Raw genomic sequence first — 26,984 nt, 5'->3', positions numbered from 1 at the left:
GGAGGTGCACCATGAAACTCATCGAACGATTCATCCGTAAGGCTGATGCGCAGCTGCCGCTAGCCGACCCTGTCGCAGCGCCATTGCTGATCGCCTTGGAGCCACGGATCATGTTCGATGCATCTGTTGGGGCAGTTGCTCAGGATGCAGCGCAGTCCACCGCTGAGTCGACCGTCGACAGCACCTCCAAAGAGCAAACTGCGCAGCAAGACCGCACCAGCAACGATGGACGTCTCACCCAGAACACCCAAGACAGTAGAGCTGCCCAGCGTCAGGAGGTGGTGTTCGTCGATGGTCAGGTCGGTAATGTCCAACAATTGCTGGCCGGTCTGGCTGGCAACGCCGAAATCGTGGTGCTTGACCCGACCAAGGACGGCTTGCAGCAGATGGCCGATTACCTCCAGGGTCGTGAAGCCCTGGATGCGGTTCACCTGCTGTCGCACGGCGCCGACGGTACGGTGCAAGCAGGTAACCTGTGGCTGGCATCGAGCAACTTGGCCGAGCACCGTGCCGCGCTCGAGGGCATCGGCGCTGCGCTAAAGGCTGATGGCGACCTGATGATCTATGGCTGCCGTGTGGGTGACAGCAGCGTCGGGCAGAACTTCATCGAGCAACTGGCGAGTATCACAGGTGCCGATGTCGCCGCCTCTACGGACGATACCGGGTCTGCGCTTCTGGGCGGCAACTGGACGCTGGAGCGCAACACAGGTGCAATCGAAACTTCGGCATTGACGGTCGACGGCTACGAGGGTGTCCTGGTCGCCAGCTGGAGCACCTCCAGTACTGCGCCGTTCAGCGTCACCATCGGCGCGGCCGGGCGAACCGTGGTTGGGGATTTCGACGGCGACGGTGATGCCGACATCCTATACCAAACCGCCGGCAACGGTAGCGTCTGGGCCTATGCCCGCAGTAATGGTGATGGCACCTTTACCCAGCTTACACAGGCTCAATCCCCGTTCGCCGGTTTATCGCTGCCTGATCATAACAACTCCAACTACTTCGTCGCCGACTTCGATGGCGATGGGGACGTGGATCTTCTGGTGGGGGTCAATGGTACCCAAGGTAGCTATTTCCGTAACGACGCAGGGGCCTTCGTCGTCGCGTCCAACGCGACACTTCCCACGGTTGCCAGCGGTTCGCGCATGGTGGTCGGCGACTTCGACGGTGATGGTGATGCCGATATCCTCTATCAGAGCGGCGGCAATGGCAGCGCCTGGGGCTATGCGCGCAGTAATGGCAACGGCACATTCACCCTGCTGACCCAAGCCCAATCACCCTTCAGCGGGCTCAGTTTGGTGGATAATGCCGGTAACAACTACTTTGTCTCCGATTTCGATGGCGACGGCGATCTTGACGTGCTGGCCACCGTCAGTGGTCAGACTGGCAGCTACTACCGCAACAATGGCAATGGAACATTCTCCAGCCTGTCTACCAGCGGGTTCCCAACTCCCTTGGCCAACGGCCGGGTAGTTGTCGGCGACTTCGACGCAGACGGCAGCGGGGACATTCTCTATCAGACCGGTGGCAATGGGACTGCTTTCCAGTTCGCTAAAAGCAATGGCGACGGCACCTTCACCATCACCAGCATCGGATCATCACCTTTTGCCGGGCTTAGCCTGAACGACCACACCGGGGCCAACTACCGCGTTGGCGATTTCGATGGTGACGGTGACCTGGACTTGTTTTCCGCAACAAATGGCAGCTTTGGCGCCCTTTATCTGCAAAATGGTTCCGCTCCTGAGCTCGTCGCCAGCTCGCCCGCCGACAATGCCACCAATGTCAGCCCTAACGCGAACATCACGCTGACCTTCAGTGAGTCTGTAACCAAGGGCGCAGGCACCATCGATATTGTGCGCCTCTCGGACAACACCATCGTCGAGAGCATCCCCATAGGCAGTTCACAGGTTACCGGCTCCGGTACTACCTGGACCATCGACCCGTCGGTCTTGCTGGAGGGTGGCGTGGGCTATGCCGTGCGGGTAGGTCCGAAAGCCTTCGTGGACGCCGACGGCGCCGTGTTCAAAGGTATTTCCAACAACACCACGCTGAACTTCACGGTTGCCGCAGTGGCAGCCCCGGTAATCGGAAACCTCAACGGCGATTCCGTCACCTACGTGGAAAAAAGCGCCTACGCTCTGCTCGATGCCGGCAGCAATGCGACGGTCACCGACGCCGACTCGGCCAGCTTCAGCGGCGGCAAGCTGACGGTGCAGGTCACAGCTGGCGGTACGTCCGGTGAAGATGTGCTGTTCATCCGCGATCAGGGGGCAGGGGCCAACCAGATTGTGCTGTCCGGCGCCTCGGTGCTGTACAACGGCCTGGTGCTGGGCACTTTCACCGGCGGCAGTAACGGCAATCCACTGGTGATCACCTTGACCAGCAATGCTACTGCGGCCACGGTCACAGCGCTGATCCATAACCTTGCATACCGCAATTCCAACACCACCGAGCCGTCGACAACGGTGCGCAGCGTGTCGATCAGCATGGATGACGGTGCTGGCGGTAGCAGCACCGTCTCGGTGGTCAGCGTGGCCGTCGCGTCTGTCAATGATGCACCTTCGGTCAGTGTATCGGCGGCCAACCCGACCTACACCGAGAACACCGCAGCCGTGCAGCTGTTCAGTGGGGCGACGATCAATACCGTGGAGTCCGGGCAGAAAGTGGCCCAGATCACGTTCACCGTCACCAATGTCGCCAATGGCGCGGCCGAGAAGCTGGTCATCGACGGCAGTGACGTGGCCCTGGTCAATGGCAACAGTGTGGTCACCACCAACAACGGCACGCAGGTCACGGTCTCGGTGGTCAGTGGTACAGCCACTGTCATCCTCAGCAGCAGCGCAGGCCTGGATACGTCGACGGCGCAGACCATCGTCAATACTCTGGCCTATCGCAATGACAGCGACAGCCCGAACACGGCCAACCGGGTAGTGACCCTGAACACCCTGAGCGATAACGGAGGCTCCGCCAACGGCGGCCTGCCGACCACGGCAGTGGGCATCTTCAGTACTGTCTCGCTAGTGAGCGTCAACGATGCTCCGGTGTTGTCAGGCGGGCCTTACAGCCTGCCGAGCATCACCGAAGACACGACCGCAACTGGCATGCAGGTTTCAACCCTGCTGGCCAACTACACCGTGGTCGACGCCGACGCCGGTGCCTTGAGCGGCATCGCGGTGGTGGCCAGGGGCGGCAACGGCACTTGGCAGTATTCCTCCGATAACGCCAACTGGACTGACTTCGGTGCCGTGTCCAATACCAGCGCGCTGTTGCTCAGCGCCACCACCTATCTGCGCTACGTCCCCGACGGCGCCAACGGCGAAACCGCGAGTTTCACTTTCCGTGGCTGGGATCAAACGCAGGGTAATGCGTCTGTCAACGGTATCCGCAGCACTGCCGATACCTCCAGCAACGGCGGCGCTTCAGCATTCTCCAGCGCTACTGCAGTGGCCAACCAAGGGGTGACGTCCGTCAACGATGCACCTGTGATGACACCCGTCTCACCTAGCCTGAGCGGGCTCACCGACACCGCTGTAAACAACGGCGGCAATACCGTCCAATCACTGTTGGGCGGGGTCACCGATGTCGATACCGGCGCCCTCAAGGGTATGGCGGTCACCGGCCTGACCGGCACCTATGGCAAGTGGCAGTACAGCCTCGACGCGGGCAGCACCTGGAATGATGTGGGGGTGGTTTCCTCCAGCGCTGCGTTGCTCCTCACCGCGCAGAACCTGGTGCGTTTCGTGCCTGACGGCATCCATGGCGAAACCGCGACCATCACCTACAAGGCTTGGGATCAAAGCAGTAACGCCGGCCTGCAGGGCAGCAAGGTCAGTGTCCTAGCCTCCGGTGGCACGTCGGCCTATTCCATGGCCAGCGATAGCGCCAATGTAGTGGTGACGGCGGTCAACGACGCGCCAGTGGTTACTGTAAGCGGCACCCCGGCGGCCTGGATCGAAGGCAATAACGTGCCTTCAAGCCCAATCGCGGTGGACCCGGCCCTGACCTTGGCCGATACGGACGGCCCCAATCCGCTTGGGGCTACCGCCCGCCTGCTGACTTACTACAGCGCTCAGGACAGCCTCAGCTTCATCAACGACGGTGTGTCGATGGGCAATATCGTCGGCGTGTGGAATGTGGGCACTGGCACCTTGACGCTTACTTCCGCGGGCAACCAGGCAACCGTGGAGCAATTCCAGGCCGCCCTGCGTGCGGTGAGCTACAACAACGCCTCGGACAACCCGAACTCCACCACCCGCACGGTGCAGTTCATCGTGACCGATGGCGGTAATCTTGCGTCTGCTGCCGTGACCCGTGACATCACCATCACCGCCGTCAACGATTCGCCAGTCATCACTGCTGTAGCCGCCTTGCCGATCATCGAGGACACACCCACCGCGCTCAGCCAGATCAGCTTCAGCGATGTCGACTCCACATTGGGTATCGTGACCTTCTCGGTCGCCAGCGGTACCCTCAGCGCGACCGGCGCCGGTGGTGTGACAGTGGGGGGTACCTCGACTGCGCTCACCTTGAGCGGCACCTTGGCCAATATCAACCTGTTCATCGCCAACAATCGCCTGGTCTTCACTCCGGCGGCCAACGCCAGCGGCGATGTGCAACTGACCATCAACGTCAACACGTTGAGCGTTTCTGACGCCACCACCAGCTTGACCTTGCAAGTCGCTGCAGTGAACGATGCGCCCGTGGTTACCGCGCCGGCGTCGATCACCGTGACCGAGGATGTGGCGAGCGTGATCAGCGGTATCAGCTTCAGCGATGTGGATGCGGGTGCGAGCACCGTCACTGCTACCTTCTCGGTACCCAGCGGCACGCTGAGCGCCAGCAGTGGGCTGGGCGTCACCGTCGGTGGCGCCGATACTGGCGTGCTGACCCTGTCCGGCAGCCTGGCCGATATCAACCTCTTCATCGCCGCCAACAGCGTGACCTTCAAGACCACGCAGGATGCCACCAATAGCGTGATCCTTACGGTCACCCTCGACGACAGCGGCAATACCGGCGGCCCTGCGCAGACCGACAGCAAGACCGTGACCCTCAATGTCAATGCGGTCAACGATGCGCCGGTGAACAACCTGCCCGTAGCGCAGACTGCCCAGCAAGGCATCGGCCTAGGCTTCAATACTGCCAACGGCAATGCGATATCCATCAGCGATGTCGATGCAGGCAATGGCCTGCTAACCGTGTTCCTGAGCGCGACCAATGGCACTCTAAGCCTTGGCAGCCTCAGCGGTATCACTCTGCTGTTGGGGACGGGAACCAACAACCCGTTGATGATCTTCGAGGGTACCCGTGCCAACCTCAATGCAGCCTTGCAGACCCTGACCTTCACCTCTGCTAGCAACTTCATCGGCAGCGCCACCCTCACCATCGAGACCAATGACAATGGCAACAGTGGAAGCGGTGGGGCGAAAACCGATATCGATACCCTTACGATCAACGTCATCCCATTGAACCCCAGAGTCACCAGTGTCTCGGCCCAAGGGCTGGACCGCACTGTGAAGGTGGGTGATGAAGTGTTGATCAACGTGGTGTTCGACCAGGTGGTCAACGCCGATACCAGCGGTGGGGTGCCTAGCCTGCTGCTGGAGACTGGCTTGGTTGATCGGGCGGCGGTTTACTTGAGCGGCTCGGGCAGCAATACACTAGTGTTCAAGTACACCGTGCAGGCAGGGGATGTCAGTGCCGACCTGGACTTCCAAAGCACGGCGGCGCTGCAACTCAACGGCGCGATCCTGGCCAATGCCAGCAATGACCTGGCGGTCCTTACCCTGCCGAGCGTGGGGGCCAGCGACTCTCTTGGTGGGCGCAGCAATATTGTGGTCGACGGTGTGCTGCCACGGGTGGCGAGCGTCCAGGCACCGTCCGACGGCACTTACATCACCGGCCAGAACCTGGATTTCACCGTCAACTTCAGCGAGCAGGTGGTGCTCGATACGCTTGGCGGGGTGCCGCGCATTGCTGTCACCTTGGATAACGGCGGCACCGTTTATGCTGACTATGTATCCGGGTCCGGTAGCACTGCCCTGGTATTCCGCATGACCGTGGCCAACGGCCAGCTCGACAGCAATGGCATTACCGTAGGTAGCAGCATCGAGCTCAATGGCGGCGCCATCCGCGACTTGGCGGGCAATACCATTGTTGCCACCCTGAACAATGTGGCCAGTACTGCCGCTGTCAATGTCGACGGCGTTGTCCCAACGGTGGTGAGTGTGGCGCCGCCGCTGGAGGGCCACTACAAGGCCGGCGATGTGCTGACCTTCACCGTCAACGCCAGCGAAGCCGTGCAAACCGGCGCACTGGCGCCGCGTCTGGCGCTGGATGTGGGCGGGGTCACCCGTTATGCCAGCTACGTGTCTGGCAGTGGCACGTCGGCGCTGGTGTTCCAGTACATCGTCCAGGCGGGCGACAACGACAGCGATGGCATCGCGGTCAGCAGCCTCGACCTGCGTGGCCAAACGCTGACGGACCTGGCCGGCAATGACCTGAACCTTGCCTTGAACGGCGTGGGCAGCACTGCCGGGGTGCACGTGGACACCACCGCACCGGGCGCCAGCAGCATCGTGCGCATCGATGCCAGCCCGAACAATGCCAGCTCGGTGCGCTTCAGCGTGACTTTCAGTGAAGCCGTCAGCGGCGTGGACGCCAGTGATTTCAACCTGATCTTCGGCGGCAGCGCCGCTGGCAGCATCAGCAGCGTCACCTCGTTGGATGGGCGCACTTACACCGTGCTGGTCGATGGCCTGAGTGGCCAGGGCAGCTTGCGCCTGGACCTGGCCGGCAGCGGCACCGGTATCGTCGATGCCGCCGGCAACGCCGTCAGCGGTGGCCTGACCGGTGCCAGCTACAGCATCGACCGCATCGCGCCAAGCGTGGTCAGCGTGCAGGTGCCGGCTAACGGTACTTATGTCGCTGGCCAGAACCTGGACTTCATCGTCAACACCGATGAAGCGGTGCTGCTGGATACCAGCACTGGCACGCCACGCCTGCAAGTGACCTTGGACAATGGCGTCACGGCCTATGCCAACTACCTGTCCGGCGCGGGCAGCACCGCGTTGGTGTTCCGCCTGACGGTGGTCAACGGCCAGCTCGACAGCAACGGCATCACCCTGGGCAACAGCATCGAACTCAATGGCGCGACCTTGCGTGACAGCGTCGGCAACGCTGCCAGCACCGCCCTGGTGGGTGTGGGTGATACCAGCCTGGTGCGCATCGATGCCGTGTCACCGACGGTGGCCAGCGTGCAGACACCTGCCGATGGCAATTACCAGGCCGGCGATGTGCTGACCTTCACCGTCAACGCCAGCGAAGCCGTGCAAACCGGCGCACTGGCGCCGCGTCTGGCGCTGGATGTGGGTGGGGTCACCCGTTATGCCAACTACGTGTCTGGCAGTGGCACGTCGGCGCTGGTGTTCCAGTACATCGTCCAGGCGGGCGACAACGACAGCGATGGCATCGCGGTCAGCAGCCTCGACCTGCGTGGCCAAACGCTGACGGACCTGGCCGGCAATGACCTGAACCTTGCCTTGAACGGCGTGGGCAGCACTGCCGGGGTGCACGTGGACACCACCGCACCGGGCGCCAGCAGCATCGTGCGCCTCGATGCCAGCCCGAACAATGCCAGCTCGGTGCGCTTCAGCGTGACCTTCAGTGAAGCCGTCAGCGGCGTGGACGCCAGTGACTTCAACTTGATCTTCGGCGGCAGCGCCGCTGGCAGCATCAGCAGCGTCACCTCGTTGGATGGGCGCACTTACACCGTGCTGGTCGATGGCCTGAGTGGCCAGGGTAGCCTGCGCCTGGACCTGGCCGGCAGCGGCACCGGTATCGTCGATGCCGCCGGCAACGCCGTCAGCGGCGGCCTGACCGGTGCCAGCTACAGCATCGACCGCATCGCACCAAGCGTGGTCAGCGTGCAGGTGCCGGCCAACGGTACTTATGTCGCTGGCCAAAACCTGGACTTCATCGTCAATACCGATGAAGCGGTGCTGCTGGATACCAGCACTGGCACGCCACGCCTGCAAGTGACCTTGGACAATGGCGTCACGGCCTACGCCAACTACCTGTCCGGCGCGGGCAGCACCGCGTTGGTGTTCCGCCTGACGGTGGTCAACGGCCAGCTCGACAGCAACGGCATCACCCTGGGCAACAGCATCGAACTCAATGGCGCGACATTGCGCGACAGCGTCGGCAACGATGCCAGCACCGCCCTGGTGGGTGTGGGTGATACCAGCCTGGTGCGCATCGATGCCGTGTCACCGACGGTGGCCAGCGTGCAGACACCTGCCGATGGCAACTACAAGGCCGGCGATGTGCTGACCTTCACCGTCAACGCCAGCGAAGCCGTGCAAACCGGCGCACTGGCGCCGCGTCTGGCGCTGGATGTGGGCGGGGTCACCCGTTATGCCAACTACGTGTCTGGCAGTGGCACGTCGGCGCTGGTGTTCCAGTACATCGTCCAGGCGGGCGACAACGACAGCGATGGCATCGCGGTCAGCAGCCTCGACCTGCGTGGCCAAACGCTGACGGACCTGGCCGGCAATGACCTGAACCTTGCCTTGAACGGCGTGGGCAGCACTGCCGGGGTGCACGTGGACACCACCGCACCGGGCGCCAGCAGCATCGTGCGCATCGATGCCAGCCCGAACAATGCCAGCTCGGTGCGCTTCAGCGTGACCTTCAGTGAAGCCGTCAGCGGCGTGGACGCCAGTGACTTCAACTTGATCTTCGGCGGCAGCGCCGCTGGCAGCATCAGCAGCGTCACCTCGTTGGATGGGCGCACTTACACCGTGCTGGTCGATGGCCTGAGTGGCCAGGGCAGCTTGCGCCTGGACCTGGCCGGCAGCGGCACCGGTATCGTCGATGCAGCCGGCAACGCCGTCAGCGGTGGCCTGACCGGTGCCAGCTACAGCATCGACCGCGTCGCGCCAAGCGTGGTCAGCGTGCAGGTGCCAGCCAACGGTACTTACGTCGCTGGCCAGAACCTGGACTTCATCGTCAATACCGATGAAGCGGTGCTGCTGGATACCAGCACTGGCACGCCACGCCTGCAAGTGACCTTGGACAATGGCGTCACGGCCTACGCCAACTACCTGTCCGGCGCGGGCAGCACCGCGTTGGTGTTCCGCTTGACGGTGGTCAACGGCCAGCTCGACAGCAACGGCATCACCCTGGGCAACAGCATCGAACTCAATGGCGCGACCTTGCGTGACAGCGTCGGCAACGCTGCCAGCACCGCCCTGGCGGGTGTGGGTGATACCAGCCTGGTGCGCATCGATGCCGTGCCACCGACGGTGGCCAGCGTGCAGACACCTGCCGATGGCAATTACCAGGCCGGCGATGTGCTGACCTTCACCGTCAACGCCAGCGAAGCCGTGCAAACCGGCGCACTGGCGCCGCGACTGGCGCTGGATGTGGGCGGGGTCACCCGTTATGCCAACTACGTGTCTGGCAGTGGCACGTCGGCGCTGGTGTTCCAGTACATCGTCCAGGCGGGCGACAACGACAGCGATGGCATCGCGGTCAGCAGCCTCGACCTGCGTGGCCAAACGCTGACGGACCTGGCCGGCAATAACCTGAACCTTGCCTTGAACGGCGTGGGCAGTACTGCCGGGGTGCACGTGGACACCACCGCACCGGGCGCCAGCAGCATCGTGCGCATCGATGCCAGCCCGAACAATGCCAGCTCGGTGCGCTTCAGCGTGACTTTCAGTGAAACCGTCAGCGGCGTGGACGCCAGTGATTTCAACCTGATCTTCGGCGGCAGCGCCGCTGGCAGCATCAGCAGCGTCACCTCGTTGGATGGGCGCACTTACACCGTGCTGGTCGATGGCCTAAGTGGCCAGGGCAGCCTGCGCCTGGACCTGGCCGGCAGCGGCACCGGTATCGTCGATGCCGCCGGCAACGCCGTCAGCGGTGGCCTGACCGGTGCCAGCTACAGCATCGACCGCATCGCGCCAAGCGTGGTCAGCGTGCAGGTGCCAGCCAACGGTACTTACGTCGCTGGCCAGAACCTGGACTTCATCGTCAACACCGATGAAGCGGTGCTGGTGAACAGCAGTAACGGCAACCCTCGCCTGGCGATCACGCTGGACGACGGCCAGGTGGCATACGCCGACTATGTGTCCACCTCTGGCGGTACTGCGCTGCTGTTCCGCCTCAGTGTCACCCGTGGTATGGCCGGCAATAGCAGCTTCGCCGTCGCCCCAACGATCGACCTGAATGGTGGCAGCCTGCGTGACACCCAAGGCAACGACGCCAACACGGGCTTGAACAACCTGGGCGATACCCGAGGCATTCTGGTCGATGCCAAAGCACCTCAGCCAAGCAGCATCGTGGTCGATGGCCCTGTGTCGCCCGGCGACCGTACCCTGAGCTTTACCCTGACATTCGACGAAGCGGTCAGCGGTGTCGATGCCAGTGACTTTTCGGTGCTCGGCAGCAACGCTGCCAGTGGTGTAGTGCAGTCGGTGCAACAACTTGACGGTCGAACCTACCGCATCGTGGTGGGTGACCTGCGCGGGCAGGGCAGCCTGGCGTTGAGTCTCAATGCAGCGAACAGTGGCGTTCAGGACAGCGCAGGCAACGCCTTGGGCGTGTCGATGGTCGGCCAGGCGCAGTCGATCCAGACCCAGGATGCCGGTGACCTGGAGTATCGCTTGAACCCACCGCAAGCCCCAGGCACGCCTCAAGCGCCGTTAGCCCCGCCGCGGTTGCCAGCGCCCGTGATCGACGCGGGCCTATCGCCGCTGCTACCGCCGCCATTGTTCGATGTGCGTAGCGTCGGTGGTGACTTGCGGCCACTGGGCACGATTTTCCTCGGCAATGCCAGCAGTGCGCCGAGCTTTATCGCTCAGGTATTCGGCACCAGCGACCGCGGTTTCTCGGGCCTGGCCGGCAGTGCAGGGATGGGCGGCGGTGAAGGAGGGGTGTTTGGCAGCAGCACCCTTGCCAGCCTATTCAGCCAGCAGGTGCCGGGCGTCACTGAGATGAATGTCTTCAACGGCAGCCAGTGGAAGCAGAGCGATCTCAGTCAAGGCTTGCGAGGCGTGTTCGGAGCACCGACCTTCGGCCAGCAACTGCAGCAGATCAATGAAATCGACCAGCGCCACGTGCGCGAGTTGGCCAAGGCCTTGGCTCAACCGACAGCGATCGGACAGCGGGCATGAAACACAGCATGCACTTTGATAACACGGCCGTACCAGGGGGCGGTCCAAGGATGAACAATAGCCACAAACTCTTCGCCACCAGCCTGTTGGTATTGGCCATCAGCGGCTGCGCCGTGACCAGCCAGCCGATCGACCGTAGTGTCAGCGAGGCACGTGCCAGAACCGACCTTGCGACCATGTTCAAGGATCAGGAGCCAATCAAAGGGCCACTGACTCTGCACCAAGCCATGGCACGCGCGGTCAAGTACAACCTCGAGGCCCGCCTGAAAGTCATGGAAGAGGCGCTGTCTCAGCGCCAGGTCGATCTGGCTCGCTTCGACATGCTGCCGCGTATGGCCCTGGCCGCAGGTTACGCCGGTCGTAACAATGTGGGGGCGTCCAGTAGCCAGAGCATTCGCACTGGCACCCAGTCCCTCGAACCTTCGACTTCCCAAGACCGCGACCGCGACGTGGCCGACCTGACCATGGTGTGGAACGTACTGGACTTCGGTGTCAGCTACGTCAGTGCCAAGCAGCAGGCGGACCAACGCCTGATTCTCGAAGAGCGTCGGCGCAAGGTCATTCACACCATTACCCAGGATGTGCGTTCGGCCTACTGGCGCGCCGTGGCTGCCCAGCGCTTGCTGAGCCAGATCGATAGCCTGATGGGGCGCATCGACCAGGCTCGTGACAACAGCCAGCGCATGGCCGCCCAGCGCTTGGGCGACCCCGTGCAAAGCTTGAGCTACCAGCGCGCCTTGATCGAGGCCACCCGTCAGCTGGAAGAGCAGCGCCGTGCGCTGTCTTTGGCCAAGACCGAGCTGGCTGCGCTGATCAACTTGCCGCTCAATACCGACTTCACCCTCGCCGCTGAAGACAGCTATCAGGTGCCGACTTTCAAGGCCGACTTCGCCCAGCTTGAGCAGCAAGCACTGGCCAGCCGCCCGGAGCTGCGCGAACAGGACTACCAAGCGCGCATCAGTGCGGCAGAAACCCGCAAGGCCATGCTGCGCCTGCTGCCAGGGCTGGAGCTGTCGGTTGGCGGTCACTACGACAGCAACTCGTTCCTGACCAATCAGAGCTGGGCCGATTACGGGGTCAAAGTCACCTGGAACCTGTTCAACGTGCTCTCAGGGCCAAGGGCGATCAAAGTCGCCGAAGCGGGCGAGGATGTAGTCGCCGCCCGCCGTCAGGCAATGTCCATGGCAGTGCTGGCGCAACTGTACGTGGCCAATGCCAATTTCAACGAGGCGGTGCGGCAGTTCCATACCAGTGAAGAACTGGCGAGCCTCGATGGGCAGATTGCCGAGCAATTGCGCAACCGCTATCAGACCCAGAACATAGGTGAGTTGGAGCTGATCCAGGGCGAGCTGAACAACCTGCAGACTCAGCTCAAGCGTGATCTGTCCTACGCCGAAATGCGCAAAGCATACGCTCAGTTGTACATCAGCTCGGGGGCCGACCCGTTGCCGGACTCCTTGCCGGACGACAGGCTGCAGACCATCGCAACTGCCCTGCAGAACAGCGAGGCCGGCTGGAACCGCTGATACCGCTGGCTCAGTAATGGCGTTCAGCTGCTAGCTAGCTGGCCGAGCGCCTTGCCTGAGGGTTCGAATCGGTCGCTGGTGGCCATGCGTACGTTACGCAGCACTCGGGTTTCTACGTGCAAAGCGTACAAAGCCTCGGCTCGATAGCTGACCATCAGCGTGCGGCGTTTGGCGCCGCTGATGTTGCGGCTGGCTGCATGCACCAGCTCGGCATCGAACACCAAGGCATCGCCAGCGCGGCCAGCCAGCTGTATCGCTTGCGATTCGTCGTCGAAGTCAAAAGGGGGCTCGCCGGCATGCGGTCGATGGCTGCCCGGCACGATGCGCGTGGCACCATTGTCGGGGCCGAAATCGTCCAGATAAATGAGTGCGCTCACCGTATCGCCCGCACGCACCCCCGAGCCGTCACGATGCAACCTTTGGTGGCCGCCACCGGCAACTGGGTCGCGGCCTTCAACCTGGGCCAGAAAGAACCGCTCGCCCAGCAGCATCCCGCTGCTTGCCAATATTTCAGGCAGGCGACAAACGGCCTGAATTTGCCGATGTTCATCCAGTTGTGCATAGCGCCAGTTGGAGTTACGCGGCACAGGCCATCGTTCTGGGGGCTGCACGCCGGCTTCGAACACCCTGCGCAGGTCATCCAGCCACTGCTGTGGGATCGCCTGACGGAGCAGGATGTAGCCTTCTTGATGGGGCTGGCCGCGTTCGGTCATGGGTAGTCACATCCGTGTTTTCCAGTCGGCAATCATAGCGAGCGGGGTAGGCCTTTACGAGCTGGCTTCAGGCGCTGTGACAAGCTGTCACTGGGGCAAAGCGCCTAATTGACCGAAAGGGCACCAATTTGTTTGTGCTGACGATTCGGTTACAATCAGCGAAACGATTCAGCCTTGCCAGTCAATTCGACAAAAGCCTGAAGCGTTTTCTGGTTCTTCAAGCCGCTGAACAATGATCATAAAAAGCCTGCGCGCAAGAACACGAAGCATCTGGGTCAGCCACAGGCCCACCCTCCGTTCTACTGACTGGAATTGATCAATGTTCAAGAAAGCTGGCAAGACCTTGCTGGGTCTGGCTGTTGCTGCGAGCTTCATGCAAGCGCACGCCGCAGAAACCAAGAAAGTCGATGTGCTGCTGGTCGGCGGCGGCATCATGAGCTCCACCCTGGCCGTGTGGCTGCACGAGCTGGAGCCTAGCTGGTCGATGGAAATGGTCGAGCGCCTCGATGGCGTGGCCGAAGAAAGCTCCAATGGCTGGAACAACGCAGGTACCGGCCACTCCGCGCTGGCCGAGCTGAACTACACCCCGGAAGACAAAGACGGCAACGTCAACATCTCCAAGGCCATCGAAATCAACGAAGCCTTCCAGATCTCCCGCCAGTTCTGGTCGTGGCAGGTTCGCCAAGGCGTGCTGAAGAACCCGCACTCGTTCATCAACACCACCCCGCACATGAGCTTCGTCTGGGGCGATGACAACATCAAGTTCCTCAAGAAGCGTTACGAGGCACTGCAGGCAAGCCCGCTGTTCCGCCCGATGCAGTACTCCGAGGACCACGCGCAGATCGCCAAGTGGGTCCCGCTGATGATGGAAGGCCGTGACCCGAACCAGAAGCTGGCGGTCACCTGGACGCCTATCGGCACCGATGTCAACTTCGGCGAAATCACTCGCCAGTTCGTGGGCCACCTGCAGACTCAGAACGGCTTCGACCTGAAGTTGTCCAGCGAAGTGCAGGACATCACCCGCAACGAAGACGGCTCCTGGCATGTCGAGTACAAGAACCTCAAGGACGGCAGCACCTCGGCTACCGACGCCAAGTTCCTGTTCATCGGCGCCGGCGGCGGCGCGCTGAAGCTGCTGCAGAAATCGGGTATTCCAGAAGCCAAGGAATACGCAGGCTTCCCAGTGGGTGGCTCGTTCCTGGTGACCGAGAACCCAACCGTGGCCATGCAACACATGGCCAAGGCCTATGGCATTGCCTCCACTGGCGCCCCGCCCATGTCGGTACCGCACCTGGACACCCGCGTGCTGGACGGCAAGCGCGTGATCCTGTTTGGTCCATTCGCCACTTTCTCGACCAAGTTCCTGAAGAACGGCTCGTACTTCGACCTGCTGAGCAGCACCACCACGCACAACGTGTGGCCAATGACCAAGGTCGGTATCGATCAGTACCCGCTGGTCGAGTACCTCGCCGGCCAGCTGATGCTGTCGGATGATGACCGTTTCGAAGCCCTGCGTACCTACTTCCCGAATGCCAAGAAGGAAGACTGGAAGCTGTGGCAGGCCGGTCAGCGTGTGCAGATCATCAAGCGTGACGAAGAGAAGGGCGGCGTGTTGAAGTTGGGCACCGAAGTGGTGGCTTCCCAAGACCGTACTATCGCGGGTCTGCTGGGCGCCTCGCCGGGTGCATCGACCGCAGCGCCGATCATGCTGAACGTGCTGGAAACGGTGTTCAAGGAGAAGGTCGCTACCCCTGAGTGGCAGGCCAAGATCAAGCAGATCGTACCGAGCTACGGCACCAAGCTTAACGACTCTGCAGCGGCCACCCAGAAAGAGTGGAACTACACCGCAGAAGTGTTGCAACTGGCCAAGCCGCCGGTCATCGACGAAAGCGTCGGCACCAGCGTTGCGCCAAGCGCACCGGTCGAAAGCAAAGCCGAGAACGACATGGCCCTTTAATCAGGGAAGTCGGCGAAACAAAGCCACGGGTATCCCGTGGCTTTTTTCATTGCGCCAAAGGTGCGCCGTCGGGGCCAAGCTCCTGCAGCACTTCGGTGAGGTTCAGGCCCACGGCCAGGGCCAAGACGCTGACTTCGCCCTCGCAGCCGGCCGGAACCACCGTCGCTTCGCTTTCGGCGCTGAGCACCATTTGTTCACCTTGTGCTACATGCCGTTCAGAGCCATCGGCCATTTCCAGGACCAAACTGCCAGAGGTGGCAAACAGCAGCAGATCGCTCTGCGGGCTCAGGCGGGCAGGGTTTTGCAGGTGGCGGTACTCGGCGATCCACCCATCGCGTAGAAAGGTCTTGCTCAGGGCATAAGCCAGCGAGCATTCCAGCGACAAGTCAGCCAGTTCACCTAGCACTTGGTCTTGAGGGACTTGGGGCATCAGGCGGGAAAACTCGCTCAGGTTGGTCAAGGTGATCTTCCGGCGAGCACGGCTCATAGAGGTTTCCTTTTCAAATCCGTACCTCAAGCCAGCAGCGTGATCGCCACGTGCGCGGCAACACCGGCACACACGCTGTAGATCAAGCTTCTCGTCCAGTAAGCGACGATGACCACCGGAATCGCCGCCAGCAGATCGGTCGTCAGGCCCAGCAGCGAGCCGTCCTTGGCCACCAGCAGAGCGGGTACGGTGATGCTGGCGATGATCGCGACCGGCAGGTATTCAATGACGTCATTGAACAGCTTGGGAGACTTCTCCATCTTCAGCAGAAATGGGGTCGCGCGGGTCAGGTAAGTGATGGCGGCCATGAGCATCACCGCTGCGATCAGGTAGTTCTTTTCAGGCATAACCCGGCTCCACAACCTACGGCAGTTGCGATGAATACGTTCAAGGGCGAGGGCGCGTACATGTTCAACAGGCAGGTGGTGACGACCACCACCAGGGCGATGACGGCTTTGGTGAATGTGCTGCACAGCGAGATCAGCACGAAGATCATCATGGCGGTCAGGGCATAGTCCAGCTTGAACTGGGAAAACCGGTTCAACGCATCCGAGGCCACCGCACCCAATACCGCGCCGGCGATCCAGCTGGCATGGCAATAGGTATTGAACTGCAGCAGGTAGGCCGCCGACGTGGGCCTGCCATTTTCCAGGCGTTGGCTATGGAAGGCGAACGACTCATCGGTCAGACCGAAGGCATACAGCAGCTTCTGCGGTTTGCTGATCGGCAGCTGCGCGCTGCGTTTGGACATGTACATCGCCATCAGCATGTGCCGCGAATTGATCAGCAGTGTCGACAGGGCGATGGTGATCAGAGGCGCATGGCTGGTCATCAGCGCCAGTGCGGCGAATTGCGCCGCCCCGGCGTAGACGAACAGGCACATCGCCGCTGGCAGCCACAAGGGCAGGCCGGCGTTGATGCACATCACACCAAACACGAAGCTGACGACGAAATACCCCGTCACGATCGGCAAGGCGTCGACCAGGCTCTCCTTGCGTGAAGCGCTAAGCAATACCGACGAAGTCACAGGTCGACCTCGCAGGTGATTTCACCACGGGTTTGCTCGAACCCCTGCTTCTGCCAGAAACTCAGCGCTTTGAGGTTGTCATCCTCGACGAACAGAAATACCCGGCGGATGCCATGCTGGCGAAAATCATTAAGGATGGAGCTTGCCAGTGAGGTGCCGATCCTGCTCTGGCGATAATCCGGCGCCACCGCCATGTGGTTGATCGTACCCCGCGTACCCATCAAGCCGCCGGTCACCGCGCCAACGATAGTGCCGGTCTGGTTTTCGGCCATGTAGCAGTAAGTGTGCTCGGAGCCCAGCAAGCCTTGAAGCAGACCCTCGTCCTGCCAGTCGCAGAACGAGGTTTCCTCGAAACGTCGGAAAAAGTCGACGATCTTACGGGCGTGAAACGGCGTGGCTTTTTTGATGCTCAGACCATTGATATGTTCGGCCGGTGAGAACTTCGGCGCCTGGCCGATATAACTAATCGATAATGTCATGCTCGCTGCCCGGTCGAGAGAAGGAAATCGCGATAATCTGCCGGTAGCCCATTTCAGAGGCGCTGGGGTTGATCGCCGGCGTTACGTAGTGCTGCAACTCCCGATCGAGGAAATACGTGGTGTCGAGAATATTCAAATAGGTACCGGAGTCGATCACGTTCGATTGCTTGTCGTAGATGTTGCTGGTGGCACCTTCAACATTGTGACGGCCCCAGAAGTGTACGCCACTGAATGGATAACCGTCGCAGTGAATGCCTTCTGGCGTGATTTCGATTTGTGCACCCGGTTTGATCTCGATGCGGATCTGGTGCACCTGGCATTGCCAATTGACCGCATGCAGCTCCTGCGGCAGCACGGCCTTGTAGACGTCGAAGTCCAGGCGGATCAGCGAGCGCAGGATCGGTGAGTTGAAGACCTCCGCGCTGATGTCGTCGAAGTGCCGCGACATGCCACCGACATAACTGTTGTGGGCTTCAGATTGCTCATACGCACGGTGATTGAGTTGGTTCAATTCACCGGTAACAGGGTTGAAGTCAAAGTCACTGTAACGGCGGTAGCGCGTGCCTTTGTCGGCTTGCCCATAATAACGGTCGACGCCCATGGTTTCCCAACTTTTGGAGAAATCCACAAACTCTTTGAATCCACCATTCAATGCGTAATCGCTGCCCAGTACATTGACCGTCTTCTTTTGACGCAGGGCAGTTTCAATGTTTCGGTTGAGTGTCAGCATGGCGATCTCTTCAAATTAAACGCTGACAAAAATTTATCAGTTGAATCCCATCTGGAAACTTCACTTTTTTTTGACGTGCCTCAACCATTGCTTGCTACCCGACCAGCGTGCACCGTTAGCGTGCAGACAGTGTTGGCGCTTGTGCGTTATCCTTTCCGCTTTCGTTGACGGCCTGCGTCAACGGGATGGGGAGGGAGATTGAATGGACATCAAGGTGCTCAAGAACATCGTGAAAGTCGCCCGAACAGGGTCTATCACCGATGCGGCCGAACAGGTACATGTCACGGTCCAGGCCTTGGCCGCTCAGTTGAAAAAGCTAGAAGATCATTGTGGCTTCAAGTTGTTCGACCGGACCAACAAAGGGGTTTCACTCACTCAGGAAGGGCTGAGCCTGCTGCCGCATGTTCTGGAAATCGTGCGATGTTCAGAGCGCATGCAACTGAAGATCAACCAGTTGCGCCAGAGCTGCAATCAGCGTCTGCCATTGCGCGTTGCCTTGAACAGTACGTTGTCGATGGAAATCAACCAGCAGATCATGGCGGCGGTGGTCAGCAAGCTATCTGGCTACAGCCCGATATTCAGTTGCTCTGAGTCCCCTGACAACCTTACCAAGCTGGGCAAGGATGAGGCAGACATGGTGGTGGTGCTGGGCGACAGCGTCCCTGACAACTACCATTCGGTGCCGCTGAAGGGGTTGAGCATCGAAGTGGTCGCCTCGTCGTCCAGCGATGAGCGTTCAGCGCCCAATGCGGTGATCAAGCCACTACCCGAATGCCCCTATCATGCGATCTTCAACCGCTTCGCCGAGCGCCGGCCCGGCATGCTGGACGCCGCAACCGTATTTCATTCTGGCAGCGAAATCGTGAGTGTTTCGATGATCAAGAGCTTTGGTGGCGTGGGCGTGCTGTCGCGTGCCGTCGCCGAGGCCAACGAGATGTTCATCTGGCCGGGGTTTTCCGATTTTCTCGACGTGTACCTGGTCATGAAGGAACCCTGGATCATCGAAGAGGAATTTCCGCTGCTGTCCGCGGTACCCACCCCCATCCGCAGCTTCGACGCCATCAGCGCCTGAGCCAGACGCCACGGCCCGCCGTGGCGTCCAGTCGTCTGAATACCTGCCGAGCACATCACTTCTGCCGCAAGATGCAGTCCAGCAAGCCTGGGAAGCGTTCGTCGAGCATGTCGGCGCGCAGTGAGTTCATGTGCGTGGTGCCTACATTGCGGGTGTGCACCAACCCGGCGTCGCGCAAAACGCGAAAATGGTGCGACATGCTCGACTTGGGCCGCCCGCCATCAAGTTCGCCACAACTGGCCTCTGCCACACCGGCCAAATGGCGGACAATGCCCAAGCGCACGGGGTCGCTCAACGCATAAAGCACGCGTTCGAGAATCAGGTCTTCAGGGTTGGGGTGTGAGTAGGCTCGCATGAGCACATAATAACGGGGGTTTCGTTTATTGCCATAGTTCGATTATGATCGAACTATCGTATTCAGATGATCGGAGTTTTTCCATGTCCGCTTTGTTCCAGCCCTACAGCCTCAAAGACGTCACATTGCGCAACCGTATCGCCGTTCCGCCCATGTGCCAGTACCTGGCCGAGGAAGGCCTGATCAATGACTGGCACCAAGTGCACTACGCCGGCCTGGCCCGCGGCGGCGCCGGGCTGCTGGTGGTCGAAGCCACAGCGGTGGCACCTGAAGGCCGAATCACTCCCGGTTGCGCTGGCATATGGAGTGACGCCCATGCCCAGGCGTTCGTTCCAGTGGTGCAAGCCATCAAGGCCGCCGGCTCCGTACCAGGCATTCAGATTGCCCATGCTGGGCGCAAGGCCAGCGCCAACCGCCCTTGGGAAGGGGACGACCACATCGCGGCTGAAGATGCCCGTGGCTGGGACACCATCGCCCCGTCAGCCGTTGCCTTTGGCGCAAATTTGCCGAAGGTGCCGCGCGAGATGACCCTGGACGACATCGCCCGGGTCAAACAAGACTTCGTCGATGCCGCCCGCCGCGCACGTGATGCCGGTTTCCAGTGGATCGAACTGCACTTCGCCCATGGCTACCTCGGCCAAAGCTTCTTCTCCGAGCATTCCAACCAGCGTACCGATGCCTACGGCGGTAGCTTCGAGAACCGCAGCCGTTTCCTGCTGGAAACGCTGGCGGCGGTACGCGAAGTCTGGCCAGAAAACCTGCCGCTGACCGCGCGCTTCGGTGTGCTGGAGTACGACGGCCGTGACCAGCAGACCCTGGAAGAGTCCATCGAGCTGGCACGCCTATTCAAGGCAGGCGGCCTGGACCTGCTAAGCGTCAGCGTTGGCTTCACCGTGCCTGAAACCAATATCCCGTGGGGCCCGGCGTTCATGGGACCGGTGGCTGAGCGCGTGCGCCGCGAAGCCGGGCTGCCGGTAACCTCGGCTTGGGGCTTTGGTACGCCGCAATTGGCCGAGCAGGCGCTGCAGGCCAACCAGCTGGACTTGGTATCGGTGGGGCGGGCGCACCTGGCCGACCCGCACTGGGCCTACTTCGCTGCCAAAGAGCTAGGCGTGGACAAGGCGGCCTGGACCTTGCCGGCACCCTATGCCCATTGGCTCGAACGCTATCGCTGAAACTGGCAGGGGCCGCTTGGCGGCCCCACCGTGAAATCGTCCAGTCGGTACCGCCAGGTGGCGGTGAATCAGGCCGGCTGAAACAGGCGCCTGGCTTCGTTGAAGCACTGCTCGGCAATCGCCGAGCGAGGCTCGCTGCGGCGCAGCAGCAGGCCGACCGGGCTGTGGATACTGGCGTCGGCGATGGGGATGATGCGCAAGTGTTCGCTGAGGCCTTCCAGGCCGCACCCCAAGGGCATGATCGCGCAGCACACGCCGATGGTGATCGCCTGAACCAACTGGAAGGTCGAGTCGCTTTCCAGCACGGCGTTGGGCTCAAGGCCACGGCTGCGCAGGCTCAGGTCCAGCGACTGGCGGTAGTGCATGCCTTTGCTCAGCAAGCCCAGGGGAATGTCGCCGAGCTCGTCCCAACGCAGGCTGTCGGCTTCGAAATGGAAGTGCTGGGTATCGTAGAGCAGGCCCATGGTGGTGGTGCCAAGTTCGATCACTTCGAAGAAATTGGCGTTGACCTGGTCGAGGTAGCAAATGCCCAGGTCGAGCTGGTTGCGGCTCAGGCCATCCATGATTTGTTCGGTGCTGTGCGAGCTGAGCTGAAACTGCAGTTCGGGGTATTGCTCACGCAGCGGCAGCAGCAGGTGCATGGGGTTGAAGCTGGCCAGCGGCACCGTGCCCAGGCGCAGGCTACCGACCACCTGGCCACGGCAACTGGCCGCTTCTGCCTGCAGGCCGTCATGGGCGGCCAAGAGGGTGCGAGCCCAGGCCAGAATCCGCTCGCCGGCCTCGGTGAAGCCTTCGAAGCGCTGACCGCGCTTGACCAGTACCAGGTCCAGTTCATCTTCCAGGTTGCGCAGGCGCATGGACAGGGTTGGCTGGGTGATATGACACAACGCCGCCGCCTGGCCGAAGTGGCGGGTCTGGTCGAGGGCGATGAGGAACTTGAGCTGCTTGATGTCCATGTAGGTGCCTGGCGTCTGGTTGTGCAGACCTTAACCCACGTCTGCGATAGATGTCATTGATCGGACGGTACGGTATATCGATTGGACGCTGGCATGGCTTGCCTCTAGCGTGACGACACTGCCAGACAAGGAGCTTAAAGAGTGCGCGTTCAACTGGATGCGGCCTTCGTGCCGCTGAATATCGCCGTGCTGACCGTCAGCGATACCCGTACGTTCGATAACGACACCTCCGGCGAGCTACTGGCCAGTCGTTCGGTGCAGGTAGGCCATCGTTTAGTGGCGCGGGCACTGCTCAAGGACGACCTGTACAAGATCCGCGCCCAGGTCGCCACCTGGATCGCCGACGATGATGTGCAGGTGGTGCTGATCACCGGCGGCACCGGGTTTACCGGGCGTGACAGCACACCGGAGGCCGTGCAGTGCCTGCTCGAGCGTAGCGTCGATGGCTTTGGCGAGCTGTTTCGTGCCTTGTCCATTCTGGATATTGGCAGTTCGACGGTGCAAAGCAGAGCCCTTGCCGGAATTTCCAACGGCACCTTGGTGTGCTGCCTGCCTGGCTCGACTGGGGCTTGCCGTACCGCCTGGGAAGGCATCCTGGTGGAACAACTGGATGCGCGGCATCGGCCGTGCAATTTCGTCAAGCATCTGAAGCCTGTGGGCGCTTGTCAGAGCCGCGGTTGACCTGCACCTCTTCGCGGGTAAACCCGCTGCCCCTGGTTCGGTACAGCCGCGAATGCGTCAACTCAGCACATGATCCACTGGCCGCAAAACCGGCGGCAATGGTTCGACGCCCAAAGCCCCCAGCACATCCCGCTCCACGGTCCTGACCATGGCATCCATCGGCAAGTCGTTTTCGTCCCGCCCGAACGGGTCTTCCAGCTCGTTGCCGATCGCATCCAGGCCAAAGAAGGTGTAACCGACGATGGTGGTGAACAGCGGTGCCAGCCAGCCCAGCGGTTCAGCAAGGGCGAACGGCAGCAGCAGGCAGAAAATGTAGATGGTGCGGTGTAGCAGCAGGGTGTAGGGGAATGGCAGCGGCGTACCCTTGATCCGTTCGCAGGTTGCCTGCACCTCGGTCAACCCGGCCAGCCGCTGTTCCAGCAACATATAGCGCCATTCACTGAGCTGCCCTTGCTCGGCCAACTGCGAGCAGTGCTGGCCAATATTGCGCAGGATGCCATCGCACAGGTTATGCGCGGCCACCGGGGCGTTGGCGTTCAGCCAAGGGCCAGCGGCATCCCTTTCGCTTTCTTCGCGTAACCGTGCACTGAGCCCGTGGGCAAAGCCACACAGGCTGCGCAGCAGTTCGGCGCGCAGCGGTGCGTCGGCAATCACCGCGCTTTCGCGCACGAACGAGCGGGTCTCGATGATCAGTTTGCCCCAGGCTTTGCGCCCCTCCCACCAGCGGTCATAGCAGGCGTTGTTGCGAAAGCTCATGAAGATAGAAAGTGACAGGCCCAGCAGGGTGAAAGGGGTGGCGCTGACCGGGTAGAAAAACGCCGGGTAATGCCGCTCGACCAGCACGATCAGCGCAGCCAGCAAGGTGACCATCAGGCAGCGCAGAGCGATGCGCTTGATGATCGAGCCCTTGAGGGTGAACAGCACGCGAAGCACATCGGGGCGCGGGTGGACGATCATGGCGGTCCTGAGGCGGCCGTTCAGCCGCCGGTCATGTTCATGAAGCGCAGGATCTGTACCTCACCACCGACTTCGAAGTGGTGGCGATAGGGCTTGAGGTGCAGCGAGTCGCGGATGGCTTTCTCCAACCGCGCAGCATCACCTGGATGGGCACGTAGCACCTGCTTGAGGTCCATTGAGTGTTCATTGCCAAGGCACAGCAGTAACCGGCCCTCGACCGTCAGCCGCACCCGGTTGCAGGTGGCACAGAAGTTGTGGCTGTGCGGCGAGATGAAGCCGACACGGGTGTTCCCAGCCTCGGCCAAGCGCCAGTAGCGCGCTGGGCCTTGGGATGACTCTGTGGACTCGATGAGGGTGAAATGGTCACTCAGGCGGTCACGCACCTCATCGCTCGAGCAGAACGACTCGCCGCGCTCGTGCTCGCTGATGACTCCCAGCGGCATCTCTTCAATGAAGGTGATGTCCAGCTCACGGTCAATGGCAAAGCGCACCAGGTCGACCAGTTCATGCTCGTTGCGGCCCTTGAGCACCACGCAGTTGAGCTTGGTGCGCTGGAACCCGGCCTGGCGCGCAGCGTCGATGCCGGCGATGACCTGGTCGAGGTCGCCAGTGCGGGTCAGCTGCTTGAAGCGCTCGGCATCGAGGCTGTCCAAGCTGATGTTCAGGCGCGTGACGCCTGCATCGAACAGCGGCTGGGCCAGGCGCCCGAGCTGCGAGCCATTGCTGGTCATGCACAGCTCGCGCAGGCCGGGCAAGGCGCCGATGCGCCTGCACAGGTCGACGATGCCCTGGCGCACCAACGGCTCGCCACCGGTCAGGCGAATCTTGCGGGTGCCGAGGGCTACGAATCGCTCGGCGACCAAAAACAGTTCTTCGAGGCTGAGGATCTGCTGACGTGGCAAGAACTGCATGTCTTCGGCCATGCAGTACACGCAGCGAAAGTCGCAGCGGTCTGTGACCGACATCCGCAGGTAGTCGATTTTCCGGTTGAAGCCGTCGATCAGGGCCGGACTGTTTTGTTCCACGTTGGCGCTCGAATAGGGGCTTTGCTCCAAGCTATAACCTGGCAGCTAAGGCGTCAAATTGCTTTCCCTGACTGGTCGATCAATGGGCTCTATCATTTGATCGCAGGTCAGCAATGCCCATGGGCTCTGGCGCCGCGTGGGCGGCGCTGGGTTGCAAGGGCACTGAGCATTGTCAACCTGCCGCCCGGTGATCGAAACCGCTTATCACCCCGTAAGATCTTTCGATTAGACGCGCTTTCTTACGCTCCATAGGCTGAAAAAAAGCATCGAAGCGTGAGGATCGAGTACATGAGCCAGGATCGACACATCAGGGACTACAACGGCCCCGCTGCGGGCTGGGGCGCGCTCAAGAGCGTGACCAAGAGTTGGCTGGGCAGTGACAACGCGTTCAAGAACCTGCGGGCCATGCTCAAAACCAACCAGAACGGTGGCTTCGATTGCCCAGGCTGCGCCTGGGGCGAGTCGTCGGAAAGCGACATGGTCAAGTTCTGCGAGAACGGCGCCAAGGCAGTCAACTGGGAGGCCACGGGTCGCTCGGTGGATCCGGCATTCTTCGCCCGATACAGCGTCAGTGCATTGCGTGAACAGACCGATTACTGGCTCGAATATCAAGGCCGCCTGACCCACCCGATGCGTTACGACGCGGCCACCGACCACTACGTTGAAACCACCTGGCAGGAAGCCTTCGAGCTGATCGCCAAGCATTTGCGCGCGCTTGAGTCCCCCGATCAGGCGGAGTTCTATACCTCCGGCCGAGCCAGCAACGAAGCGGCGTTCCTCTACCAGTTATTCGTCCGCGCCTACGGCACCAACAACTTCCCCGACTGCTCGAACATGTGCCACGAGGCCAGTGGCGTCGGCATGGCTGAAACCCTGGGCGTCGGCAAGGGCACGGTGGTGTATGACGACCTGGAACTAGCAGACGCGATCTTCGTCATCGGCCAGAATCCTGGCACCAATCACCCGCGCATGCTCGAACCGCTGCGTGAGGCGGTCAAGCGCGGTGCCCAGGTGGTGTGTTTCAACCCGCTCAAGGAGCGTGGCCTGGAACGCTTCCAGCACCCGCAGCACCCCTTTGAAATGCTCAGCAACGGTTCCGAGCCGACCAGCAGTGCCTACTTCCGTCCTGCGCTGGGTGGCGACATGGCGGCCATGCGTGGCATCGCTAAGTTCCTTTTGCAGTGGGAGCGCGAAGCCCAGGCACAGGGCGAGCCAGCGGTGTTCGACCATGCTTTCATTGCCGAGCACACCAGTGGCCTGGATGACTACTTGGCGGCACTGGACGCTACACCGTGGGAGCATATCGTCAAACAGTCGGGGCTGACCCTGGCCGAGATCGAGCTAGCGGCGCGCATGTACCGCAAGGCAGAACGGGTGATCATGTGTTGGGCCATGGGTATCACCCAACACCGCCATTCGGTGCCGACCGTGCAGGAAATCGTCAACCTGCAGCTGCTTCGTGGCAATGTCGGTAAACCCGGCGCTGGCCTGTCGCCGGTGCGCGGCCACAGCAACGTGCAGGGCGACCGCACCATGGGCATTGATGAGAAGCCCAAGGCGGCGCTGCTCGACGCGCTCGAAAAGCGTTTTCGCTTCCGAGTGCCACGTGCTCACGGGCACAATGCGGTGCTGGCCATCAAGGCGATGGAGCAGGAGCAGGCCAAGGTGTTCATCGCCCTGGGCGGTAACTTTGCCCAAGCCACGCCGGACACCCCGCGTACCCATGCTGCGCTGCGCAAGTGCGCGCTGACCGTGCAGATTTCCACCAAACTCAATCGCTCGCATCTGGTGACCGGCCGTGATGCACTGATTCTGCCGTGCCTGGGGCGAACCGAAATCGATCTGCAGGCCGAGGGCCCGCAGGGTGTGACCGTGGAAGATACTTTCAGCATGGTGCATATCTCCAACGGCCAATTGCACCCACGCTCGCCGCACATGCGTTCGGAACCCTGGATCATTGCCGGCATGGCCAAGGCGACGCTGGGCAACCAGCCGATCGACTGGGAGTACGCGGTAGCCGACTATGGCCGGATTCGCAGCATGATCGCCGACGTCATTCCGGGCTTCGCTAACTTCAATGAGCGTATCCAGCACCCTGGCGGCTTCCACTTGGGCAACCAAGCAGCCGACCGCAAATTCCGAACCATCACCGGCAAGGCGCGCTTCATGCCCGTTGCATTGCCTGAGGAACTGGTCAACGCCAAGGTGTTGGCGCGCGGCGACAAGCCCGACCTGATCCTGCAGACCATGCGTTCCCACGACCAGTACAACACCACGTTGTACGGGCTCGACGACCGCTATCGCGGCGTGTTCGGCCTGCGCGAGGTGGTGTTCGTGAGCGAGGCGGACATCCGCCGCCTGGGCTTTGAGCCCGGTGAGCATGTTGACCTGGTGTCGCTGTGGGAGGATGGCGTGGAGCGGCGAGTGTCGGGCTTTCGTCTGGTGCCTTATGACATCCCTGATGGCCAGGCAGCGGCGTACTACCCAGAGACCAATCCGCTGGTGCCGCTGGAGAGTTATGGGGAGGGTACCTACACGCCAACTTCCAAGTTCATCGCGATCAAGCTGGAGAAAGCCAAGGCCGGAAATCGGATCGAGGCCGTGCTCACCGCTGATTGATGGATACTTTTGCTGGCCCCTAAGCGGCTAACGTCGCACCTAGCCTCAGTG

Annotated in this window: 17 protein-coding genes; 7 read left to right on the top strand and 10 right to left on the bottom strand. The window is 61.4% G+C overall.

Annotated features, from left to right (window positions below):
* Positions 1-11 precede the first annotated feature (11 nt).
* Together HU725_RS17005 and HU725_RS17000 are read left to right on the top strand one after the other, a co-directional pair.
* On the top strand, positions 12-11,174 hold the full coding sequence (locus HU725_RS17005; RefSeq protein ID WP_217872359.1) for a DUF4347 domain-containing protein: 11,163 nt from the start codon (positions 12-14) through the stop codon (positions 11,172-11,174).
* 50 nt (positions 11,175-11,224) lie between these two features.
* Positions 11,225-12,700, top strand: coding sequence for a TolC family protein (locus HU725_RS17000; protein WP_186478920.1), 1,476 nt, complete (start codon positions 11,225-11,227; stop codon positions 12,698-12,700).
* 23 nt (positions 12,701-12,723) lie between these two features.
* Here HU725_RS17000 and HU725_RS16995 read toward each other — a convergent pair whose 3' ends face one another.
* Positions 12,724-13,413, bottom strand: a complete 690-nt coding sequence (locus HU725_RS16995; protein WP_186478879.1) for a phytanoyl-CoA dioxygenase family protein — start codon at positions 13,411-13,413, stop codon at positions 12,724-12,726.
* 319 nt (positions 13,414-13,732) lie between these two features.
* Here HU725_RS16995 and mqo point away from each other — a divergent pair, with 319 nt between their 5' ends.
* Positions 13,733-15,370 (top strand): malate dehydrogenase (quinone), encoded by a 1,638-nt coding sequence (mqo, locus tag HU725_RS16990; protein ID WP_186478880.1) that lies wholly within the window; start codon positions 13,733-13,735, stop codon positions 15,368-15,370.
* Positions 15,371-15,416: 46 nt separating this feature from the next.
* On the opposite strand, the gene HU725_RS16985 is transcribed toward mqo, so the two are convergent.
* From HU725_RS16985 to HU725_RS16965, 5 genes are read right to left on the bottom strand one after another with little or no spacing between them, the layout of a single operon-like run.
* Entirely contained in the window at positions 15,417-15,857 is a 441-nt protein-coding gene (locus HU725_RS16985; protein ID WP_186478881.1) for a hypothetical protein, read from the bottom strand.
* Positions 15,858-15,883: 26 nt separating this feature from the next.
* Positions 15,884-16,204: an AzlD domain-containing protein gene (locus tag HU725_RS16980; protein WP_060480400.1), complete on the bottom strand. Its 321-nt coding sequence runs from the start codon at positions 16,202-16,204 to the stop codon at positions 15,884-15,886.
* Complete coding sequence (locus HU725_RS16975; protein WP_060480399.1) at positions 16,183-16,884, bottom strand: AzlC family ABC transporter permease; 702 nt, start codon at positions 16,882-16,884, stop codon at positions 16,183-16,185. The genes HU725_RS16980 and HU725_RS16975 overlap by 22 nt, the downstream gene beginning before the upstream one ends.
* Positions 16,881-17,363 carry a GNAT family N-acetyltransferase gene (locus HU725_RS16970; protein WP_060480398.1) on the bottom strand — a complete coding sequence of 161 codons (483 nt, stop codon included), beginning with the start codon at positions 17,361-17,363 and terminating at the stop codon, positions 16,881-16,883. Before HU725_RS16970 ends, HU725_RS16975 begins: the two co-directional genes overlap by 4 nt.
* Positions 17,347-18,093, bottom strand: coding sequence for a 2OG-Fe dioxygenase family protein (locus tag HU725_RS16965; RefSeq protein ID WP_186478882.1), 747 nt, complete (start codon positions 18,091-18,093; stop codon positions 17,347-17,349). Before HU725_RS16965 ends, HU725_RS16970 begins: the two co-directional genes overlap by 17 nt.
* Positions 18,094-18,295: 202 nt before the next feature.
* Here HU725_RS16965 and HU725_RS16960 point away from each other — a divergent pair, with 202 nt between their 5' ends.
* Positions 18,296-19,165, top strand: coding sequence for a LysR family transcriptional regulator (locus HU725_RS16960; protein WP_186478883.1), 870 nt, complete (start codon positions 18,296-18,298; stop codon positions 19,163-19,165).
* A 55-nt stretch (positions 19,166-19,220) separates the two neighbouring features.
* Here HU725_RS16960 and HU725_RS16955 read toward each other — a convergent pair whose 3' ends face one another.
* A complete protein-coding gene (locus HU725_RS16955; RefSeq protein ID WP_186478884.1) occupies positions 19,221-19,520 on the bottom strand; it encodes an ArsR/SmtB family transcription factor in 300 nt (99 codons plus the stop codon).
* 83 nt (positions 19,521-19,603) lie between these two features.
* Between HU725_RS16955 and HU725_RS16950 the strand changes: the two genes are divergently transcribed.
* Entirely contained in the window at positions 19,604-20,695 is a 1,092-nt protein-coding gene (locus HU725_RS16950) for an NADH:flavin oxidoreductase/NADH oxidase (RefSeq protein WP_186478885.1), read from the top strand.
* Between the two features lie 68 nt (positions 20,696-20,763).
* Here HU725_RS16950 and HU725_RS16945 read toward each other — a convergent pair whose 3' ends face one another.
* A complete protein-coding gene (locus HU725_RS16945; protein WP_060480393.1) occupies positions 20,764-21,651 on the bottom strand; it encodes a LysR family transcriptional regulator in 888 nt (295 codons plus the stop codon).
* Positions 21,652-21,792: 141 nt separating this feature from the next.
* Between HU725_RS16945 and moaB the strand changes: the two genes are divergently transcribed.
* Positions 21,793-22,332 (top strand): molybdenum cofactor biosynthesis protein B, encoded by a 540-nt coding sequence (gene moaB / locus HU725_RS16940; protein WP_060480392.1) that lies wholly within the window; start codon positions 21,793-21,795, stop codon positions 22,330-22,332.
* Between the two features lie 57 nt (positions 22,333-22,389).
* Here the strand turns inward: moaB and HU725_RS16935 are convergent, their stop codons facing one another.
* Together HU725_RS16935 and moaA are read right to left on the bottom strand one after the other, a co-directional pair.
* Complete coding sequence (locus tag HU725_RS16935) at positions 22,390-23,289, bottom strand: bestrophin family protein (RefSeq protein ID WP_186478886.1); 900 nt, start codon at positions 23,287-23,289, stop codon at positions 22,390-22,392.
* Between the two features lie 20 nt (positions 23,290-23,309).
* A complete protein-coding gene (gene moaA, locus HU725_RS16930; RefSeq protein ID WP_186478887.1) occupies positions 23,310-24,314 on the bottom strand; it encodes a GTP 3',8-cyclase MoaA in 1,005 nt (334 codons plus the stop codon).
* Positions 24,315-24,602: 288 nt separating this feature from the next.
* On the opposite strand from moaA, the gene HU725_RS16925 reads away from it, so the two are divergent.
* Entirely contained in the window at positions 24,603-26,933 is a 2,331-nt protein-coding gene (locus HU725_RS16925; RefSeq protein WP_186478888.1) for an FdhF/YdeP family oxidoreductase, read from the top strand.
* Positions 26,934-26,984: the final 51 nt, after the last annotated feature.

The sequence above is a fragment of the Pseudomonas promysalinigenes genome (assembly GCF_014269025.2).
Classification (GTDB): Bacteria; Pseudomonadota; Gammaproteobacteria; order Pseudomonadales; family Pseudomonadaceae; genus Aquipseudomonas; species Aquipseudomonas promysalinigenes.
The sequence above is the reverse complement of the archived record's forward strand: the minus strand, read 5'-3'. Positions and strand labels throughout refer to the sequence as shown.

Excerpts from the sequence above, each read along its gene's own strand:
- HU725_RS17005 (WP_217872359.1), top strand. The coding sequence starts at position 12 with ATGAAACTCATCGAACGATTCATCCGTAAGGCTGATGCGCAGCTGCCG.
- HU725_RS17000 (WP_186478920.1), top strand. The coding sequence starts at position 11,225 with ATGAACAATAGCCACAAACTCTTCGCCACCAGCCTGTTGGTATTGGCC.
- HU725_RS16995 (WP_186478879.1), bottom strand. The coding sequence starts at position 13,413 with ATGACCGAACGCGGCCAGCCCCATCAAGAAGGCTACATCCTGCTCCGT.
- mqo (WP_186478880.1), top strand. The coding sequence starts at position 13,733 with ATGTTCAAGAAAGCTGGCAAGACCTTGCTGGGTCTGGCTGTTGCTGCG.
- HU725_RS16985 (WP_186478881.1), bottom strand. The coding sequence starts at position 15,857 with ATGAGCCGTGCTCGCCGGAAGATCACCTTGACCAACCTGAGCGAGTTT.
- HU725_RS16980 (WP_060480400.1), bottom strand. The coding sequence starts at position 16,204 with ATGCCTGAAAAGAACTACCTGATCGCAGCGGTGATGCTCATGGCCGCC.
- HU725_RS16970 (WP_060480398.1), bottom strand. The coding sequence starts at position 17,363 with ATGACATTATCGATTAGTTATATCGGCCAGGCGCCGAAGTTCTCACCG.
- HU725_RS16965 (WP_186478882.1), bottom strand. The coding sequence starts at position 18,093 with ATGCTGACACTCAACCGAAACATTGAAACTGCCCTGCGTCAAAAGAAG.
- HU725_RS16960 (WP_186478883.1), top strand. The coding sequence starts at position 18,296 with ATGGACATCAAGGTGCTCAAGAACATCGTGAAAGTCGCCCGAACAGGG.
- HU725_RS16955 (WP_186478884.1), bottom strand. The coding sequence starts at position 19,520 with ATGCGAGCCTACTCACACCCCAACCCTGAAGACCTGATTCTCGAACGC.
- HU725_RS16950 (WP_186478885.1), top strand. The coding sequence starts at position 19,604 with ATGTCCGCTTTGTTCCAGCCCTACAGCCTCAAAGACGTCACATTGCGC.
- HU725_RS16945 (WP_060480393.1), bottom strand. The coding sequence starts at position 21,651 with ATGGACATCAAGCAGCTCAAGTTCCTCATCGCCCTCGACCAGACCCGC.
- HU725_RS16935 (WP_186478886.1), bottom strand. The coding sequence starts at position 23,289 with ATGATCGTCCACCCGCGCCCCGATGTGCTTCGCGTGCTGTTCACCCTC.
- HU725_RS16925 (WP_186478888.1), top strand. The coding sequence starts at position 24,603 with ATGAGCCAGGATCGACACATCAGGGACTACAACGGCCCCGCTGCGGGC.